This is a genomic window from Flavobacterium frigidum (genome assembly GCF_048286795.2).
Genome location: NZ_JBLVPT020000021.1, coordinates 24,614 through 41,728, shown reverse-complemented (window position 1 = coordinate 41,728; position 17,115 = coordinate 24,614). Strand labels below are relative to the sequence as shown.

At 33.9% G+C, this 17,115-nt stretch carries 13 protein-coding genes; 1 reads left to right on the top strand and 12 read right to left on the bottom strand.

Annotation, left to right across the window (positions count from 1 at the left end; all coding sequences use genetic code 11):
• Positions 1–489: 489 nt before the first annotated feature.
• The 12 genes from trpA to ACNQGB_RS15030 all read right to left on the bottom strand — a co-directional run bounded on the left by trpA (position 490) and on the right by ACNQGB_RS15030 (position 11,428).
• Positions 490–1,251: a tryptophan synthase subunit alpha gene (gene trpA, locus ACNQGB_RS15085; protein ID WP_417947039.1), complete on the bottom strand. Its 762-nt coding sequence runs from the start codon at positions 1,249–1,251 to the stop codon at positions 490–492.
• Between the two features lie 112 nt (positions 1,252–1,363).
• A complete protein-coding gene (locus ACNQGB_RS15080; RefSeq protein ID WP_417947037.1) occupies positions 1,364–1,681 on the bottom strand; it encodes a gamma-glutamylcyclotransferase family protein in 318 nt (105 codons plus the stop codon).
• Between the two features lie 128 nt (positions 1,682–1,809).
• A complete protein-coding gene (gene trpB, locus ACNQGB_RS15075) occupies positions 1,810–2,991 on the bottom strand; it encodes a tryptophan synthase subunit beta (protein WP_417947035.1) in 1,182 nt (393 codons plus the stop codon).
• A gap of 21 nt (positions 2,992–3,012) precedes the next feature.
• A complete protein-coding gene (locus ACNQGB_RS15070) occupies positions 3,013–3,636 on the bottom strand; it encodes a phosphoribosylanthranilate isomerase (protein ID WP_472777135.1) in 624 nt (207 codons plus the stop codon).
• A gap of 130 nt (positions 3,637–3,766) precedes the next feature.
• The gene (gene trpC / locus ACNQGB_RS15065) at positions 3,767–4,552 is read right to left on the bottom strand and encodes an indole-3-glycerol phosphate synthase TrpC (RefSeq protein WP_417947033.1); all 786 of its coding nucleotides are present in this window, start codon (positions 4,550–4,552) and stop codon (positions 3,767–3,769) included.
• Positions 4,553–4,638: 86 nt separating this feature from the next.
• Entirely contained in the window at positions 4,639–5,631 is a 993-nt protein-coding gene (trpD, locus tag ACNQGB_RS15060) for an anthranilate phosphoribosyltransferase (protein ID WP_417947031.1), read from the bottom strand.
• 73 nt (positions 5,632–5,704) lie between these two features.
• A complete protein-coding gene (locus tag ACNQGB_RS15055; RefSeq protein WP_417947029.1) occupies positions 5,705–6,271 on the bottom strand; it encodes an anthranilate synthase component II in 567 nt (188 codons plus the stop codon).
• 156 nt (positions 6,272–6,427) lie between these two features.
• Positions 6,428–7,828 carry an anthranilate synthase component I family protein gene (locus tag ACNQGB_RS15050; RefSeq protein WP_417947027.1) on the bottom strand — a complete coding sequence of 467 codons (1,401 nt, stop codon included), beginning with the start codon at positions 7,826–7,828 and terminating at the stop codon, positions 6,428–6,430.
• A 306-nt stretch (positions 7,829–8,134) separates the two neighbouring features.
• On the bottom strand, positions 8,135–9,403 hold the full coding sequence (locus tag ACNQGB_RS15045) for a hypothetical protein (RefSeq protein ID WP_417947025.1): 1,269 nt from the start codon (positions 9,401–9,403) through the stop codon (positions 8,135–8,137).
• Between the two features lie 324 nt (positions 9,404–9,727).
• Positions 9,728–10,297, bottom strand: a complete 570-nt coding sequence (locus ACNQGB_RS15040; protein WP_417947024.1) for a YceI family protein — start codon at positions 10,295–10,297, stop codon at positions 9,728–9,730.
• Positions 10,298–10,326: 29 nt separating this feature from the next.
• Positions 10,327–10,959, bottom strand: coding sequence for an NAD(P)H-dependent oxidoreductase (locus tag ACNQGB_RS15035; protein WP_417947022.1), 633 nt, complete (start codon positions 10,957–10,959; stop codon positions 10,327–10,329).
• A gap of 13 nt (positions 10,960–10,972) precedes the next feature.
• Positions 10,973–11,428: a MarR family winged helix-turn-helix transcriptional regulator gene (locus ACNQGB_RS15030; protein WP_417947020.1), complete on the bottom strand. Its 456-nt coding sequence runs from the start codon at positions 11,426–11,428 to the stop codon at positions 10,973–10,975.
• A gap of 417 nt (positions 11,429–11,845) precedes the next feature.
• Here ACNQGB_RS15030 and ACNQGB_RS15025 point away from each other — a divergent pair, with 417 nt between their 5' ends.
• Positions 11,846–17,095, top strand: a complete 5,250-nt coding sequence (locus tag ACNQGB_RS15025; protein WP_472777134.1) for a PAS domain S-box protein — start codon at positions 11,846–11,848, stop codon at positions 17,093–17,095.
• The last annotated feature ends 20 nt before the right edge of the window (positions 17,096–17,115 follow it).

Genomic DNA, 17,115 nt, shown 5'->3' with positions numbered 1-17,115 from the left:
ACGAACATAATAATCATTTCAAATCGTCACGCTCAAAAATGACTCTTAAAATACAGATTTACAATAATTTCAAAGAACTTGTTTTATTTTTTAGTGGACACTAGTGAAAATACATAGTAGTACTTGAGGTGATTCATCTCTTTTAATTTAAATTCAATCACGCTAAATACTAGTTATGGTTTTGATGACTATCTTAAAAAATATTTTTCAATTTCTCTGTAGGTGCGGTATCACTTGATGCATTTAGACCATTGTTCCTATTTTGATGAGCTGATGAGATTCGTTTCTATTTTTGATATTGACCTTTGGTTGTAGTTGTTGTGTGATTTTGAGACCCATCGGGTTAGCGAACTAAGTACCTATTAACTCTAGTTTTATAGACCTTAGATATTTTAATCAACAGTAATTGAGACTATATTTCAGGTTGTTACAAAAAAACGGTGTTTAAATCTCGATTAAACACCGTTTTCCTGCTAGTATAAAAAAAGTTTATCGAATCGCTTCAACGAAAGCGTCAATTTTTCCGGTTCCATTTTTTGTTAAATCCTGAATAAAAGCACTACCAATAATAGCACCTTTGGCAAATTGTGTGGCTTGCTCAAAAGTTTCTTTATTGTTGATTCCAAATCCTATTACTTGTGGATTTTTTAGATTCATGTCGGCAATACGTTTGAAGTAATCTTCTTGTGCGCTTCCAAAACCGGTTTGTGATCCTGTAACACTTGCTGAACTCACCATATAAATAAAACCATCTGAAACACTATCAATAAAATGAATTCGTTCAACAGACGTTTGTGGTGTGATTAAGAAAATGTTTTTTAAGCTATATTTTTCAAAAATTGTTTTGTATTCATCTGCATAGACACCAACGGGAAGATCAGGAATTATTAATCCATCAATACCAATGGCAGCGCACTGTTTGCAGAAATTTTCAATACCAAATTGCAACATTGGGTTGAAATATCCCATGATGATTAGCGGAATAGAAACTGTTTTCCGAATGTCTTTTAATTGATCAAAAAGAACTTGTGTTGTCATTCCGTTATGCAACGCTTGCGTAGAACTCTCTTGAATAGTTGGTCCGTCAGCCAAAGGATCACTAAAAGGCAACCCAATTTCAATCATATCTACACCATTTTTTTCAAGGTCTTGAATGATTTGCACCGTATCATTTAAACTAGGATATCCCGCTGAGAAATAGATGGAAAGTATCTTTTTAGTTTCTTGTAATTTTTGATTTATTCTGTTCATTGTATTATTTTTATATATTTTCTTGCAAGGTTTTAAATCCTTGTATTTTTAAGGTAATAACTGAAATTTAACTACTTTTCGAGTTGTTTTAAGCGAACTATTTTCTTGACACTTAACTTTCTATATATATCCAAGCTGTTTTTCCAGATTGCAATATTATTTGAATTCTTTTGTAGGCATTCGATTCAAATTGATCTGCTTTTATAAGATCTTCGCTAGAAACAGTAAACACAATACCAGAAATAGCATCCAAGGGATTTTCACTAGGCATGGCTACAAAATAATCTTCCATTCCAAATTCTTCTTCTATTTGTAGATCTTTTAATTTGTAACCTACTAGCTGGTCTTCGGTTCCGCTTAATAGTTTATTAAAAACCTGCATCTGAATTTCTTTTGACTGCAATGTGCCGTAGGAGAATAGTTGTTCCATAAGATGTATTTGTATCGTTATTGGTGTGCGTTAGGGATAGAAGCGGCATCCTTTTTCATGGCTTTTTTGCCATGAAAAAGATACAGCGGACAGCCCGACCCTTTGGGAACGCCCTAATGATGCTTTTGTTATAATTTGAAATAATCAATATACGTATTTAAATCTTTGTCGCCGCGACCAGAAAGGTTGATGACCACAATATCTTCTGGTTTGAATTTCATTTCATCGAGAACGGCAAAAGCATGCGCGCTTTCTATTGCGGGAATTAGGCCTTCCATTTTTGATAATTTAATTCCCCAATCCATGGCTTGTTCATCAGTTATGGATATGAATTTTGCTCTTCCTGTGGCAAATAAATTAGCGTGCATAGGACCAACGCCAGGATAATCTAAACCAGCAGAAATCGAGTATGGCTCGGTAATTTGGCCGTCACTAGTTTGCATTAACAAAGTTTTGCTTCCGTGAATGACACCTACTTTGCCTAGCGCTGATGTTGCTGCGCTTTCGCCAGAATCTACTCCTAATCCAGCAGCTTCAACTGCAATAATTTTTACGTCCTCATGGTCTAGAAAATGATAATAGGTACCTGCAGCATTGCTTCCTCCGCCTACGCAAGCCACTACATAATCAGGATTTTCACGGCCTTCTTTTTCTAATAATTGCTCTTTAATTTCCTTGGAAATCACACTTTGAAAACGCGCTACCATATCTGGATATGGATGTGGTCCTACAACAGATCCAATGATATAATAGGTGTCTATCGGGTTGTTGATCCAATCGCGAATAGCTTCATTAGTTGCATCTTTCAGGGTTTTTGAGCCTGATTTAGCAGGACGAACTTCGGCTCCCAACATTTTCATACGAGCTACATTTGGCGCCTGACGCTTAATGTCGACTTCGCCCATGTAAACAATGCATTCTAACCCCATCAAGGCACATACCGTTGCGGTTGCAACACCATGCTGTCCAGCGCCAGTCTCTGCAATGATACGGGTTTTGCCTAAACGTTTAGCTAATAAAATTTGGCCTATCGTATTGTTGACTTTGTGTGCTCCTGTATGACACAAATCTTCTCTCTTGAGGTAGATTTTAGTATTGTATTGCTCAGACAAGCGTTTGGCAAAATACAGCGGTGTAGGTCGGCCCACATATTCTTTTAGCAAGTCATCAAATTCCGCTTGAAAAGAGGGCTCTGCTGTGATTTTTAAATAATTCTGACGTAATTCTTCTACATTTGGATATAACATTTCAGGTATGAAAGCACCTCCAAAATCTCCGTAATAACCTTTCTCGTTGACGTTGTAACTCATTTTGTTTAAAGTTTAAAAAGTTTAAAGTTTCAAGTTATGTTGAAACTTTTTTAATGTTGTTTTGTCTTTTAATCCTGGTTTTATTTCAAATTTACTGTTTACATCTATGGCGTAAAGCGGCAAATTGGTTTTTGATATTTCATGCACTGCATCCATTTCCTCCATTCCAATTCCGCCACTCAGGAAAAATGGTTTACTTGAAGGATATTTTTTTAAGACACTCCAGTCGAATGTACTTCCGTTTCCACCAGGCAGTTTTCCTTTAGTATCAAAAAGGAAATAGTCACAAACCGCTTCAAAGGGTTTTAACAACTCAAAATCAAAATCAGCACCAACCGAAAATACTTTTATAATCTCGATTTCATTTCCTATTGCATGCTTTAAATCCGAACAAAATGCCACTGATTCGTGACCGTGTAACTGGATGGCCTGTAAATTATATTTCTGGGCTTTCGCCAAAATTACGCTGCTGCTTTCGTTAACAAAAACACCTACTTTTTTAATCGATACCGGTAAATCAGGAATTACGCCGTCAAAATACCGAGCTGATTTTTCCCAAAATATAAAACCCATATAATCGGGTAGGAGCGAGGCTACTTCGAGAATATTATCGGGATATTTCATACCACATATTTTAATCCCCACCCCTCCCGAAGTCTCGGGATTCCCCGAAAGGGAGGGAGCCGAAACCAGATTAGTTTTTGTGGAAATGTTTTGTGAAGTTGATTGCATAATAACTAAATATATGTACTAATTGCTAATTCCTATTTTGAGATTAGAGGGCCAATTGTTTAATAAATTCCGTAGCTGCTTGACCGGCATTATTGGTTTTCATAAAATTTTCACCAATTAAAAATCCTTTATAACCGTAAGGTCTGAGTTCGTTAATCGCTTCAATTGAGGAAATTCCGCTTTCTGATACTTTCAAGAAGTCATTTGGAATGTGATCTGCTAATTGCTTACTGAAATCTAAACTCACCTCAAATGTTTTTAAATTTCTATTATTGACTCCAATCAGGTCTAAAGTAGGTATTATCGATTTTTCTAGTTCTTCAAGGTTGTGTACCTCTAGTAAGACTTCAAGGCCTAAATTTTTAGCAAATTCAGATAATGATTTGATTTCTTCTCTAGTTAAAACTGCTGCAATTAGCAAAATTAAATCAGCTCCATAGGCTTTGGCTTCTAAAATTTGGTATTCATCAACAATAAATTCTTTTCTCAATAGCGGAATGTTTACTGTAGCTCTAGCCAAAAGTAAGTCGTCTAGAGAACCACCAAAGTACTTCCCGTCTGTCAATACCGAAATTCCGCAAGCACCAGCATTTTCGTAGCCTTTAGTCACCTCTTCCACAGTAAAACTGTAATTGATTTCGGCTTTAGATGGTGAACGACGTTTGTGTTCGGCAATAATCCCTGAGGTGCTGTTTATTAAATTAGTACGTAAGGAAATTGTCTTTTTTTCAAAAAAAACAGATGATTCCAGTTGTGCAACCGGTATGATTGATTTCTTGAGAATGACTTCTCGTTTTTTGTCAATTATGATTTTATCTAAAATGTTCATTCTTAATTTTTTGTTTAAAGTTTACTTTGTTTAAGGTTTAAAGTTGTGGGAAATCAACAACTTTAAACCTTAAACTTTAAACTTTTTTATTTACTCAATTCTTTCAATTTGTTCAAAGATAAAAGTCCTTTTCCGGATAATAAACTTTCTTTCGCTATTTGAAATCCTTCTAAAGGAGTGCATTTTGTTACTGTCGCAATGGCCATTCCAGCGTTGGCACAAACTACATTGTTCTGAGCTTCAGTTCCTTTTCCCGAAATAATATTGATAAACATATCAGCCGAATCTTCGATTGTTGTTCCGCCTTCGATTTCGCTTTGCTTTAAAAGTGAAACACCAAAGTCTTCTGGAAGCAGCATACCTTCCATGGTGCTGGTAATTGTCTTTGTAGGACTGGTCAAGGAAATCTCATCGTACCCGTCAAGCGAATGTAAAATAGTGAAATTCACATCGGTATTTTGATATAAATAGGCATACATTCTAGCTAATTCAAGGTTGAAAACACCAACCAATTGATTTTTTGGAAAGGCAGGATTCACCATGGGACCCAACATATTAAAAAATGTTTTCACTGCTAATTCTTTCCGAATTGGGCCTACATTTTTCATAGCTGGGTGAAAAAGGGGTGCATGTAGAACACAAATTCCCGCCTTGTCGATACATTTTTCTAAGAAATCAGGATCATTACTAAATTTTATCCCCATTTTTTCCATAACATTACTAGATCCTGAAATAGAGGAAACACCGTAATTTCCGTGTTTGGCTACTTTTATTCCTGCTCCTGCAGCTACAAATGAAGCCAAAGTAGAAATATTAAAGGTGTCTTTTCCATCACCACCTGTACCGCATAAATCAATTGCATTATATGCGGATAAATCAATGCGAATGCACAATTCAAGTAAGGCTTCTCGAAATCCTGCCAGCTCATCGATACTAATGCTACGCATCATGTATACGGTTAGAAACGAAGCAATTTGACTCGTGTTGTACCCTCCGTTCGATATGGTAACCAGTACGTTTTTTGCTTCTTCTTGCGAAAGTATTTCGTGATTGATGAGTCTGTTTAATATATTTTTCATTTTTATATGTGTCTTAAAGTTGAAAGTCTTAAAGTCTTAAAGTCTTTCGACATTATAACATTGGACTTTATGACTAATTTTTCACCCAATTTTCTAATATTTTTTTTCCATTTGGTGTTAATACACTTTCAGGATGGAATTGTACGCCGCGCACATCGTATGTTTTATGACGTAAGGACATTACTTGTCCGTTTTCATCAAATGAAGTCGCTTCTAATACATCAGGCAAGTTGGTGTCAACAACCCAAGAGTGATAACGTCCGACTTCAAATTCACTTCCTAGTCCTTCAAATAAATGCTCATCGATTACCGCTGTTTTCACCAATGAGGAAACCCCGTGATACACTTTGTCGAGATTAGAAAGTGTTCCGCCATAGACTTCGCCGATGGCTTGTTGTCCTAAGCAAACACCAAAAATACTTTTAGTAGGACCATATTTTTTTATGACTTCTTTTAGCAAGCCCGCTTCTTCTGGAATTCCAGGACCTGGAGAAAGTAGTATTTTATCAAAATGGGCTATTTCATCAATTTCGAATTCGTCGTTCCTGTAAACGGTAACTTCACAATTCAAATCCTCTAGGTAATGCACCAAATTATACGTGAAACTATCGTAATTATCTATGACTAGTATTTTTTTCATTTTCCTCCCCCAACCCCTCCAAAGGAGGGGAGTACCTATTGGGGTAAATAGGTTTTTTAATTGTTATTTTTATTTACAACTTCATAAGTTGCTAATTTTTATAGATTTGGCTCCCTTCCCTTCGGGGAGTCCCGAAGCTTCGGGAGGGGACAAGATTTATATCGTCTCTGCTAAATCCAACGCTGCATTCAACGCCCTTAGTTTGTTATACACTTCTTGCATTTCATTTTCTTCATCAGAACCAGCGACTATTCCGGCTCCAGCTTGACAATGTAATTGGTGGTTTTTGCTCAGGAAAGTTCGGATCATTATAGCATGGTTAAAGTTACCTTCAAAATCCATGAAACCAATTGCTCCACCATAAAAATTACGATTGGTTTTTTCGTATTCCTCAATCAATTGCATGGCTCTATGTTTTGGTGCGCCACTCAAAGTTCCTGCTGGAAAGGTATCAGCAACAACTTGCATGGTTGTAGCTTTTTCATGTAAATAGCCCGTTACTTTTGAAACCAAGTGAATCACATGCGAAAAGAATTGTACTTCTCTGTATTTTTCTACTTGTACATCATGTCCGTTGCGGCTTAAATCATTTCGAGCTAAGTCAACCAGCATAACATGTTCACTATTTTCTTTCTGGTCTTCGGATAATTGTTTCGCAAGAACAGCGTCTTTTTCATCATCACCCGTTCGCTTGAAAGTTCCTGCTATGGGGTGAATTTCAGCCTTACGATCTTTGACAATAATTTGCGCTTCTGGCGAAGAGCCAAATATTTTGAAATCACCATAATCAAAAAAGAATAAATACGGCGATGGATTTATACTGCGCAACGCTCGGTACACATTAAATTCATCTCCTTTAAAACCTTGGGTAAACCTTCGTGATAAAACCAATTGAAATACATCACCACGAAAACAATGTTTTTTGGCTAAAGCCACATTATGTTTAAATTCTTCATCAGTTAAATTAGAAAATCCTTCTCCTTCTTTCGAAAATTTGTAAGAAGCTATATTCCTAGATTGTAATAATTGCTCGATTTCTGAAATGTTATTTTTACCATCTAAGCTGTGGCAAAAAATATACGCTTCGTTTTTGAAATGATTGATGGCAATGATATTTTGGTATACAGCATAATACACATCAGGAATGGTGTTGCTGTTTTCTTTTTTAGCGATAGTTACTTTCTCAAAATAGCGAACGGCATCATAGGAGATGTAACCAAACAACCCATTGTTGATGAATTTGAATTTGTTTTTCTCCGATTTAAATTGTTCTGAAAATTCTTGAATCAAAGCTGGAATATCAGTTGTCCCATCAATGATAATTTTTTCATTGGTTCCATCAGGAAATGTTTTATAAACTATTTCATTTTCAATTTTGATAGAAGCTATAGGATTGCAACAGATATATGAGAAACTGTTGTCATTGCCATGATAATCACTGCTTTCGAGCAACAGACTATTTGGGAATTTATCCCGAATCTTGAAATACACACTCACTGGAGTGATCGTATCAGCTAGGATTTGTTTGTAATGGGTATGTAATGTAAATGATTTCAATTGCTATTTTTTTAATGTTGGTTTTACGAATAAGTACATGCAAAAAAAAAGGCTTGTCGTGATGACAAGCCTTTTATATTTATAGTTTAAAATGATACTATAGGAGCTTAGTTCACGACGACTGACGTAAATTGTTCCACCACCAAGTATTGTTTAAAATTGTGTTCATTGTTTATTTTGTTATTGCAAATATATAAATGAAAATTCAATTATTATACATTTTAAAATAAAATTAAATAAATTTTACACTTTAATTTGTTATAAATGCAAAAGTTGTGATTTTGCGAGCATTAAATTCAATATTAATTACTTACTGGCTAAACTAGTGTAAGATCTTAAACGAAAATCGGGTGCTTTTTTTAACGATGGTTGATTGAAAAAGTCTAATGCTGGAATAGTAATGTATTCTAAACCATAAGATGCATTGTTGTACCAATTTGCAATTTCAACGTTGTTTTCGGGTACTTCACTAATAATTTTTGCGGTGCAATTATTAGCAATTACGCCTCTAAAACTAACTCGATTAAGATTTTCACTGATGTATCCTATTTTTAAATCTAAAATAGCAACTGCAGAAAAGCCATGTATCACACTATTGTTAAGTGTTAAAAAACATTTGTCTTTAATGTAAATAGCCTCTTTTACAAGTCCTTGATTGTTTTCTTGCGTATTGAGAAGGGTAATGTTATTGGCGGTGATCGAAGTTGCTTTTTTAGTAACATCGCAGTTTTCTATTTTATCATAATTGTCTATTTCAAAGCATCTAGAACCTGCAACATCAGATGAAAATGGATCTCTAATGGCAATACTATTAGAAATTTTAGCTTGTGCTCCTTGGGTAAAATCAAAATCATCATCAGTTGATCTGTAGGATATAATGTTGCTTAAAGTTGTTTTACCACCATAACATTCAAAAGAATCGTCGTTAGAAAAACTAATTTGAATATTTTCAAGTGTGGTTTTATTCCCCACACCAGCAAGCGACAAACCATTAAGTTCTTTTTGTTCTTTAAGTTTTCTGCCAGAATATTCAATACGGACAAATTTTAAAATTCCTGAATTATCCTCTTCATTTGCACCACCATAATAGCTAACTTCTGGATTTAAATTAAAGTCTAAAAAAGCGATACCGCCAATTTTATTAATAGGAGCATCGCCAAGAATTACAATTCCACCCCAATCTCCAGGTTTTCTTGATAAAGCGACGCTATTTGAAGTAAAAATAATAGGTGCTGTTTCATTGCCTTCGGCCATAATTTTAGAGCCTTTAGTAATTACGAGGGTTCCACAGGTTTGTTTATCACCTCTTATTACGGTTCCGGCCTCAATTGTTAATGTAGCTTTATTAGTAACATATACCACACCTATCATTACATAGGTATTTGTCCGTTTCAAAACCATGTCACTACTTATTATTCCTGTAAGTATGGTTGTTGCCTCATTGTACTCTGTAGTTGCGGGCTTAAAATTTGTCCAGTTGTTAGTCCAGTTGTCTTGTCCTATAATTCCTTTGAGTTGTTGCGCATTTATACATGCATAAGAAAGTACTAAAAGTAAAGTCAGTTTTAATTTCATGATATTCATTTTTGTAGGTTGAGTTCTTATTGTTGATTTTGAAATTTCTTTTTTTATCAAAAGTACATGCGAACTGTTAAGTTACTTTCTACCTAATATTATGAGTTTATTACGAATACCCTACTGATGTTATGTTTGTGCCATTATAGTTTAATGATTGTGCTAATTCGATTATTTTAGTATATAAAGTGAAATAGTAGTTGCTTTATATTCCTATTTTTAGATCTAATTAGTACAAAGTAATCCTCCTTTTTTTCAGGAATTAACATAAAAAAAAGCCTATCAATTTCTTGATAGGCTTGTGAGTTGTATTTTAAATTACAATTAGAATTTCAAGGCCACAGCTAAAGTAAAATCATCATTGATTGCTTTGTCACCAAGGCTGTCAAAGAAACTTCCTGATCCGTATTTGATATCAAATTTAGTTCTATCAATTACAACATTTGTAGTTGCTGTGTTTGCAGTAGTAGCCAAATCAAAAGTTACTGGTTTAGTGATTCCTTTGATAGTTAAGTCTCCAGTTACGGTGTATACATTTGGTGTTTTTGCCACTATTTTTTTGAAAACTAAACTTGCTGTAGCAAATTTATCTGTTCCAAAAAAGTCATCTGCTTTCAAGTGACCTTCCAATTTTTCTTTTCCTTGACCTGCTTTTAAGTCAGTAACGGTCATCGATGTCATATCTACTTCGAATGTACCACCTACTAATTTTTTTCCTTTGAATACTAAGGCACCATCTTTAAGATTAATTGTACCTTCATGAGATCCTGTTACTTTTTTCCCAACCCAGTTGATGGTACTTTTTGAAGCGTCTACTTTTTTAGTTTGAGCGCTTACGGAAACGGTAGATAAAACTACGACTAATGCTAGAGCAATTAATTTTAAATTTTTCATGTGTTTTTGTGTTTGAATTGGATTACTAATTATAAGGTTATGAATAAGTCTTCGTTTGATTTTCTAACTTTTTTATAGTACTGAGTTGCATCATCTTCATGTCTGTAACCAAGTGTTGCAATCAATGTGGCGTTTAAGCCTAATGCTTCAAGTCCTAGAATTTCATTTACTTCTACAGGTACAAAACCTTCCATTGGAGTTACATCTATTTTTAGTTCTGCAGCAGCGTTAAGTAAATTTCCTAAAGCTAAATAGGTTTGTTTCGCCGTCCAGTTATTACGATTATCCTCAGAAAGCGCTGTAATATTAGCTTTCATAAAATCAGCATAACCTTGTAGGCTTTCAGCTGGAATTGCTCTTGTTTCGCTTGCGTTTTTGATGTAATCATCAATTCCTGTTGTACCAAAATTAATTTCATTTGCAAAAACGATTAAGTGTGATGCCTCAACAATTTGGGATTGTCCCCAAGCTGATGGCTGTATTTTTGCTCTTAATTCAGGATTTTCAACAAGGATTACTTTGTACGGTTGCAAGCCATATGAGGATGAACTCAAGCGGATTGCCTCTTTTAAAATATCTAAATCTTCAGCTGTTATTTTTTTTGTAGCATCGAATTTTTTCGTAGCATATCTCCAGTTTTGATTTTCTAAAAATGCGTTCATGTGTATTTGATTTTTATTGATTTCTAAATTTTTCTAATAATTGGTTCAATTGAATGATTTCGTCGGTATGTAAATTTTTTGAAAAAAACTGTTCGTGAGCAATCACCTTAGGATCTAATACCGCTAAAACATCTAGTCCTTTTTGTGTGATTAACACTTCAATCTTTCGCCTGTTTTCTGGGCAAACTTTTCGAGTGACATACTCTTTAAGTAATAATTTATCGACTAATCGTGTCGTGTTACTTGTTTTGGCTAACATTCGTTCTTGTATAACGCACATGTTTGCGGGATTGCCTTTTTGTCCTCTTAATATTCTCAATACATTGTATTGTTCTCCTGAAATTTCGTAAGGTTTAAGGACATCATTAAAATTCTCTGTAATGACACTTTGGGTGTACATAATGTTTAAGATAACTTTTTTGGAGTTATCCATTGGTACAGTTGATTTTAAGATTTCTTCAATTTTCATAATTAGGTATTACGTTATTTGTCGATATAAATGTAACACATTTTATACTTGTATATACAAATGTGTATTATTTTTTTGTTAAATAAATTCTGTTAAAACATAAACAATTACTATTGTATGTTTTAGCAGTTTAAATTCATATTTTAACTATTAATTTACTATTTACAAAAACTAAGCCGAAACACATTTTTTAATTTGTCTTTAATTAGGAGTGAAATATATATTCATTTTTTTCTAGTAATGATTTTTTGAAATTATTAAATATCTTGAATAGTTATATGAAATAATAAAATCCTGGCAAGTGATTCGTGTTAAAAAGATAGTATTGAAAGTCTTGTAGTGCTTTTATAACAACAAATCTTTTTTCATTTATAAGTATTATTTATTACATTTAAAACTTATTTGAATATCAACAGTATGGATAAAGCCAAGATATCTTATGATGCTTTACTTCTTAAAGTAAAAGAGCTAGAATCAGAAATAATTCGCTTAGATAAAAAGAGAAATACCTTAACCAATTTTGAATTCTATATTAAAGAATCTCAAGATTTGCTATGTATCTCTGGCACTGATGGCTATTTCAAAGAAATAAATCCAGCATTTATAAAAAAATTAGGATACACTGAAAAGGAATTACTTAGTAATTTGGTGATTTCATTTCTTCATCCTGAAGATGTAAATAAAACTAGTTTAGAAATCGAAAGGTTGTCAAAAAGGATTACCTCGGTAAATTTTGAAAATAGATTTTTAAAAAAAACTGGTGAAATTGTTGTAATACAGTGGACAACTAATGTAGATGTAACAGGACAATTTATTTATGCAATAGGAAAAGATATCACTGAAATAAGGGAAAATCAGGAAAATTTACTAGCAAGCGAAAAATTACTAAACGATGCACAAAAAATAGCAAAACTGGGTAGCTGGGAAATTGATTTGAGTAACAATAAAATGATTTGGTCAAAAGAGCTTTATTCAATTTATGAAATTGAAGCTAAACCTCATCAAAACTTATATCAAGAATTTTTGCACATTTTTTCAAAAGAAGATTCTAGCTTTTTTCTGAATAAAGTGTACCAGGCCATTAGCGATAAACAAGAGTTTGAAGTTATTCAAAAAGTCATTTTATCAAGTAAGAACTCTAAATGGTTGCACGCTATTGTTAAACCTTTAATTGATACAGAGGGAAACGTTTATGCCTTGCAGGGCAATACACAGGACATTTCAGATAAAAAAAGAATAGAACAAGAAATTATTGATACAGAAAATGCTGTACTTAAATATAAGTTACAAGTTATTGAGCAAGAAAGTGAAACCAAGTTCAAACAATACATTGAAAATGCGCCAGACGGAGTTTTTGTATTTGACCAAGATCGAAATTATATTGAGGTAAATCAAGCGGCTTGTGACCTAACGGGTTATTCAAGGTCAGAACTTTTAAAAAAGAAATTTGGCGATTTATCTGCACCTGATTTCACTCTAAAGACACTACAAAATTTTCAGTCTCTGAGGGAAACAAATGCACTGAGAAGTGAGATTAAAATCATTCATAAAAATGGATCAGAAATATTTTGTTTTGTCGATATGGTTCAACTTTCTGATTCTAGATTTTTAGGATTCGTCAAGGACGTTACCGAAAATAAAAAAGTAGAAGCGAAAATTATTAAAGCAAATCGTCTGTACTCCTTTATTAGTCAAATGAATCAAATGATTGTTCGTGTTACGGATCAAGAAAGTTTATTTAGAGAGGCTAGTACTATTGCTGTTGAAGTTGGAAAATTTAAGATGTCTTGGTTTGGCTTAATCAACGAAGAAACTAAAAATGTTGAGGCCGTAATGGTTGCCGGAGAAAATCAAGGCTATCTTGAAAGTATCAAAACCATTACCGTAGATGATAGTTCTCCTCAAGGAAGAGGTCCTGGTGCTACAGCCATAAAAAACAAAAAGTATGTAGTTTGCAACGATATCGAAAACGATTCAATAATGCGTCCATGGAAAGAGGAAGCATTAGCAAGAGACTACAGGTCTTTAATGACGGTTCCAATTAAAAAACTCAATAAAATCATTGGAATTTTTACTTTTTACGCAACTGAGAAAAACTTTTTTGATAATGAAGAAATCGCATTGCTGGTAGGAGCTACTAACGATGTGGCTTTTGCAATAGATGTTTTAGAAAAAGAAGCATTACGTAAAAAGGCAGAGGAAGCAATATTGGAGAGTGAGCAGCGGTACCAAACATTAACCCAAGTTTGTCCTGTAGGTATTTTTCGTACTGATGCAGCAGGTAGTACAACTTATGTAAATCCGTATTGGTCTCAAATTTCAGGCTTATCATTTGAAGAAGCTTTAGGTGATGGTTGGGTTAAGGCAATTCATGAGGACGATAAAAAAAAGTTAATGGACGGCTGGAATCAAATATTAAATAGGCAAGAAACATCATTTTCAGAATATCGTTTTGTTCACTCAGACGGCTCTGTAGCTTGGGTGATGGGGCAAGCAATACCGGAACGAAACACTAAAAATGAGATTGTAGGATACATTGGTACCATTACAGATATAACGGATCGTAAAATTGCTGAAGCAACTATTTTGAGAGAAAAGCGATTATCAGAAACGATAATCAATAATCTTCCAGGGGTTTTTTATCTCTATGATGCCGCTGGACATTTTGTAAAATGGAATAAAAATTTCGAACGAGTAAGCGGGTTTAGTGCCGATGAAATTGCTCAAATGGAAGCGGTTGATTTTTATGACACCGATTTTAAAGAGATTATAAGAGAACGTTTAAAAACTGTATTTGAGGTAAAGTCACCTGGAATTGAGGTAGAATTATTTACTAAAAACAAAAATAAAATACCCTATTATGTTAATTCTCATGCTTTTGAATACGAAGGAAGAAAGTGTCTTTTAGGAATGGGTCTGGATCTTTCTGACCTAAAAAAAGCAGAAGAAAAAATAAAAATTGCTAACGAAAGATTTGAAATGATTTCGGCAGCCACTAATGATGCGGTATTCGAAGTGGATTTGATCACTGGCGAAAGTTGGAACAATCAAGCTTTTATTGATCTTTTAGGTTTTGGCAGCATTATTCCAAATGGGGAAAACAATAGTATCATGTGGCGGTCAAGGTTGCACCCTGATGATCGGAATAGAGTGATACAAAATTTAGAGGATTCTTATGCTGGAGCGTCTACTTTTTGGTCGGATGAATTTCGTTTTCTAAAAGCAGATGGTACCTACGGGATATTTTATGACAGAGGAATCATATCTCGAGATAAAAACGGAAAAGCCATCCGATTAAATGGAGCAATGATCGAGATAACCGAATTGAAAAATATTAAAAATCAATTAATTAATAGTGAAGAAAAATATAAGAGTCTAATTGAGCAAGCTTCTGACGCAATTTTTATAAATGACATTAACGGAGATTTTCTGGAAGTAAATGAAAGCGCCTGCAAGATGTTGGGCTATACTAAAGAAGAACTTTGCACAATGAATGTTAGAGATTTATATCTTGAAGATGATCTTTCTATACGACCCATAATGTTCAAGGAATTGCTAGACGGGGAGCAAACATTGCTCGAACGGACTATGATTGATAAAAATGGATCTGTAATAACTACAGAAATTACTGCAAAAATGATTGCAGATGGGCGTATTGTAGCTATAGTAAGAGACATAACAGAGCGAAAAAGAATAAACGATCAGTTTATAAAAATGCATAAAAAAATGGAAGCCATACTTGGTGCCATGCCTGATTTGTTGTTTGAGTTAGATATTACAGGTAAAATTTATAATTATCACTCTCGAAGCACTGATCTTTTAACAATGCCACCGGAATTTATTATAGGAAAAAGATTTTCCGAGGTCTTACCACAAGAAGTTTCAAGCATTATTTTGGCAGCAATAGAAGAGGCCGCTCTTAAAGGATTTTCTGGTGGTCGACAGTATACTTTGCAACTAGCTACAGGAATACACTGGTTTGAGCTCTCAATAGCTCCTATGCTGGATAGCCAGGATGATGTGAAGCATTTTATCTGTCTATGCCGTGATATAACTAAAGCCAAAGAAGCAGACTCTGCACTCTATAAAAGCGAAGAAAGATATAGGGGTTTATTAAATAACTTAGATGCTGGAATTGTAGTTCATGCACCGAATACAGGAATAATTGTCAACAATAAAAAAGCATCACAATTATTAGGGTTAACTGATGATCAAATGAAAGGCATAACGGCCATTGATGTAACATGGAAGTTTTTGAATGAAGATAGTTCCATTATGGCTGTTGAAAATTATCCAGTTAACCAAATTGTGTCTACAAAACAAGCGATTAAAAATTATACTGCAGGAGTCCAACGTTCCACTCTTGAAGATACTGTTTGGTTGCTAGTAAATGGCTATCCTGAATTAAACCAAGACGGCAACATTACTGAAATTGTAATTAGTTTTATGGATATTACAGAACAAAAAGTAATGGAAATGGAACTTATAAGTGCAAAACAGCAAGCCGAGGGAGCCAATAAAGCTAAGACAGATTTTCTGGCTAATATGAGTCATGAAATACGTACTCCATTAAACGGAATTATTGGCTTTACGCATTTGTTAATGAAGTCTAATCTTAAAAAAGATCAAGCAGAATACATGACTACCATTAATGAATCAGCGACTTCATTGATGGAAATTGTAAACGATGTTTTAGATTTCTCCAAAATTGAATCGGGTAAATTAGAGTTGGATATTGAAAAAGTAAACTTGTACAAATTAACCAATCAGGTTATTAATTTGTTTAAATTTCAGGCCAACAAAAAAAATATAACATTAACTCTAAATATTGATAGTACTATTCCGCAATATATTCAGGCCGACTCTGTTCGATTGAAACAAATAGTAATGAATTTATTGAGTAATGCCATAAAATTCACCCATTTCGGAGAAATACGCTTGGATATAGATGCTGTTGGTCCTTTAGATAAAAATGAGGCAACCATAAAATTTTCTGTAAAAGATACTGGAATTGGAATAAAAGTAGACAACAACGAAAAAATATTCAATTCATTTGTTCAAGAGGATAATTCTACGAATAGAAAATTTGGTGGTACGGGATTGGGACTATCCATTTCAAACCAGTTGTTGGCATTGATGGATAGTAAATTACAACTCATCAGCAAATATGGTGATGGAAGTGATTTCTACTTTATTATAAAAGTCAAAAAGTCGAATCATAAAAAAAAGATAAGTACTCCATCTACTCAAACACTTGTAGGTAGCGCAATGGATGCTGAGAATATTTTGACTGATATCAAAGTATTATTGGTCGAAGACAATAAAATTAATATGCTTTTAGCTAAAACTCTCATCAAAAGAATTATTACTAATTGTACTATTTTTGAAGCTAAGGACGGTAATGAAGCAGTTGAGGTTTATAGTAAAGAAAAGCCAGATGTGATTTTGATGGACATACAGATGCCTAATAAAAATGGTTATGAAGCTACCGATGAAATCAGACAGTTTGAAGATGCAAAGAATATTCCTATAATTGCCATAACTGCAGGAATAATGGTTGGTGATAAAGAAAAGTGTTTTGAAGCAGGTATGGATGATTATTTGCCAAAACCGATAATTCAATCTGATCTAGAAAAAATACTTTATAAATGGTTACAAAAAGAGTAAAACTATTTATTGAAAAGTAT

Bases quoted from the DNA above. Each gene is read 5' to 3' on its own strand.
- trpA (WP_417947039.1), bottom strand. From the start codon at position 1,251: ATGAACAGAATAAATCAAAAATTACAAGAAACTAAAAAGATACTTTCC.
- ACNQGB_RS15080 (WP_417947037.1), bottom strand. From the start codon at position 1,681: ATGGAACAACTATTCTCCTACGGCACATTGCAGTCAAAAGAAATTCAG.
- trpB (WP_417947035.1), bottom strand. From the start codon at position 2,991: ATGAGTTACAACGTCAACGAGAAAGGTTATTACGGAGATTTTGGAGGT.
- trpC (WP_417947033.1), bottom strand. From the start codon at position 4,552: ATGAACATTTTAGATAAAATCATAATTGACAAAAAACGAGAAGTCATT.
- trpD (WP_417947031.1), bottom strand. From the start codon at position 5,631: ATGAAAAATATATTAAACAGACTCATCAATCACGAAATACTTTCGCAA.
- ACNQGB_RS15055 (WP_417947029.1), bottom strand. From the start codon at position 6,271: ATGAAAAAAATACTAGTCATAGATAATTACGATAGTTTCACGTATAAT.
- ACNQGB_RS15045 (WP_417947025.1), bottom strand. From the start codon at position 9,403: ATGAAATTAAAACTGACTTTACTTTTAGTACTTTCTTATGCATGTATA.
- ACNQGB_RS15040 (WP_417947024.1), bottom strand. From the start codon at position 10,297: ATGAAAAATTTAAAATTAATTGCTCTAGCATTAGTCGTAGTTTTATCT.
- ACNQGB_RS15035 (WP_417947022.1), bottom strand. From the start codon at position 10,959: ATGAACGCATTTTTAGAAAATCAAAACTGGAGATATGCTACGAAAAAA.
- ACNQGB_RS15030 (WP_417947020.1), bottom strand. From the start codon at position 11,428: ATGAAAATTGAAGAAATCTTAAAATCAACTGTACCAATGGATAACTCC.
- ACNQGB_RS15025 (WP_472777134.1), top strand. From the start codon at position 11,846: ATGGATAAAGCCAAGATATCTTATGATGCTTTACTTCTTAAAGTAAAA.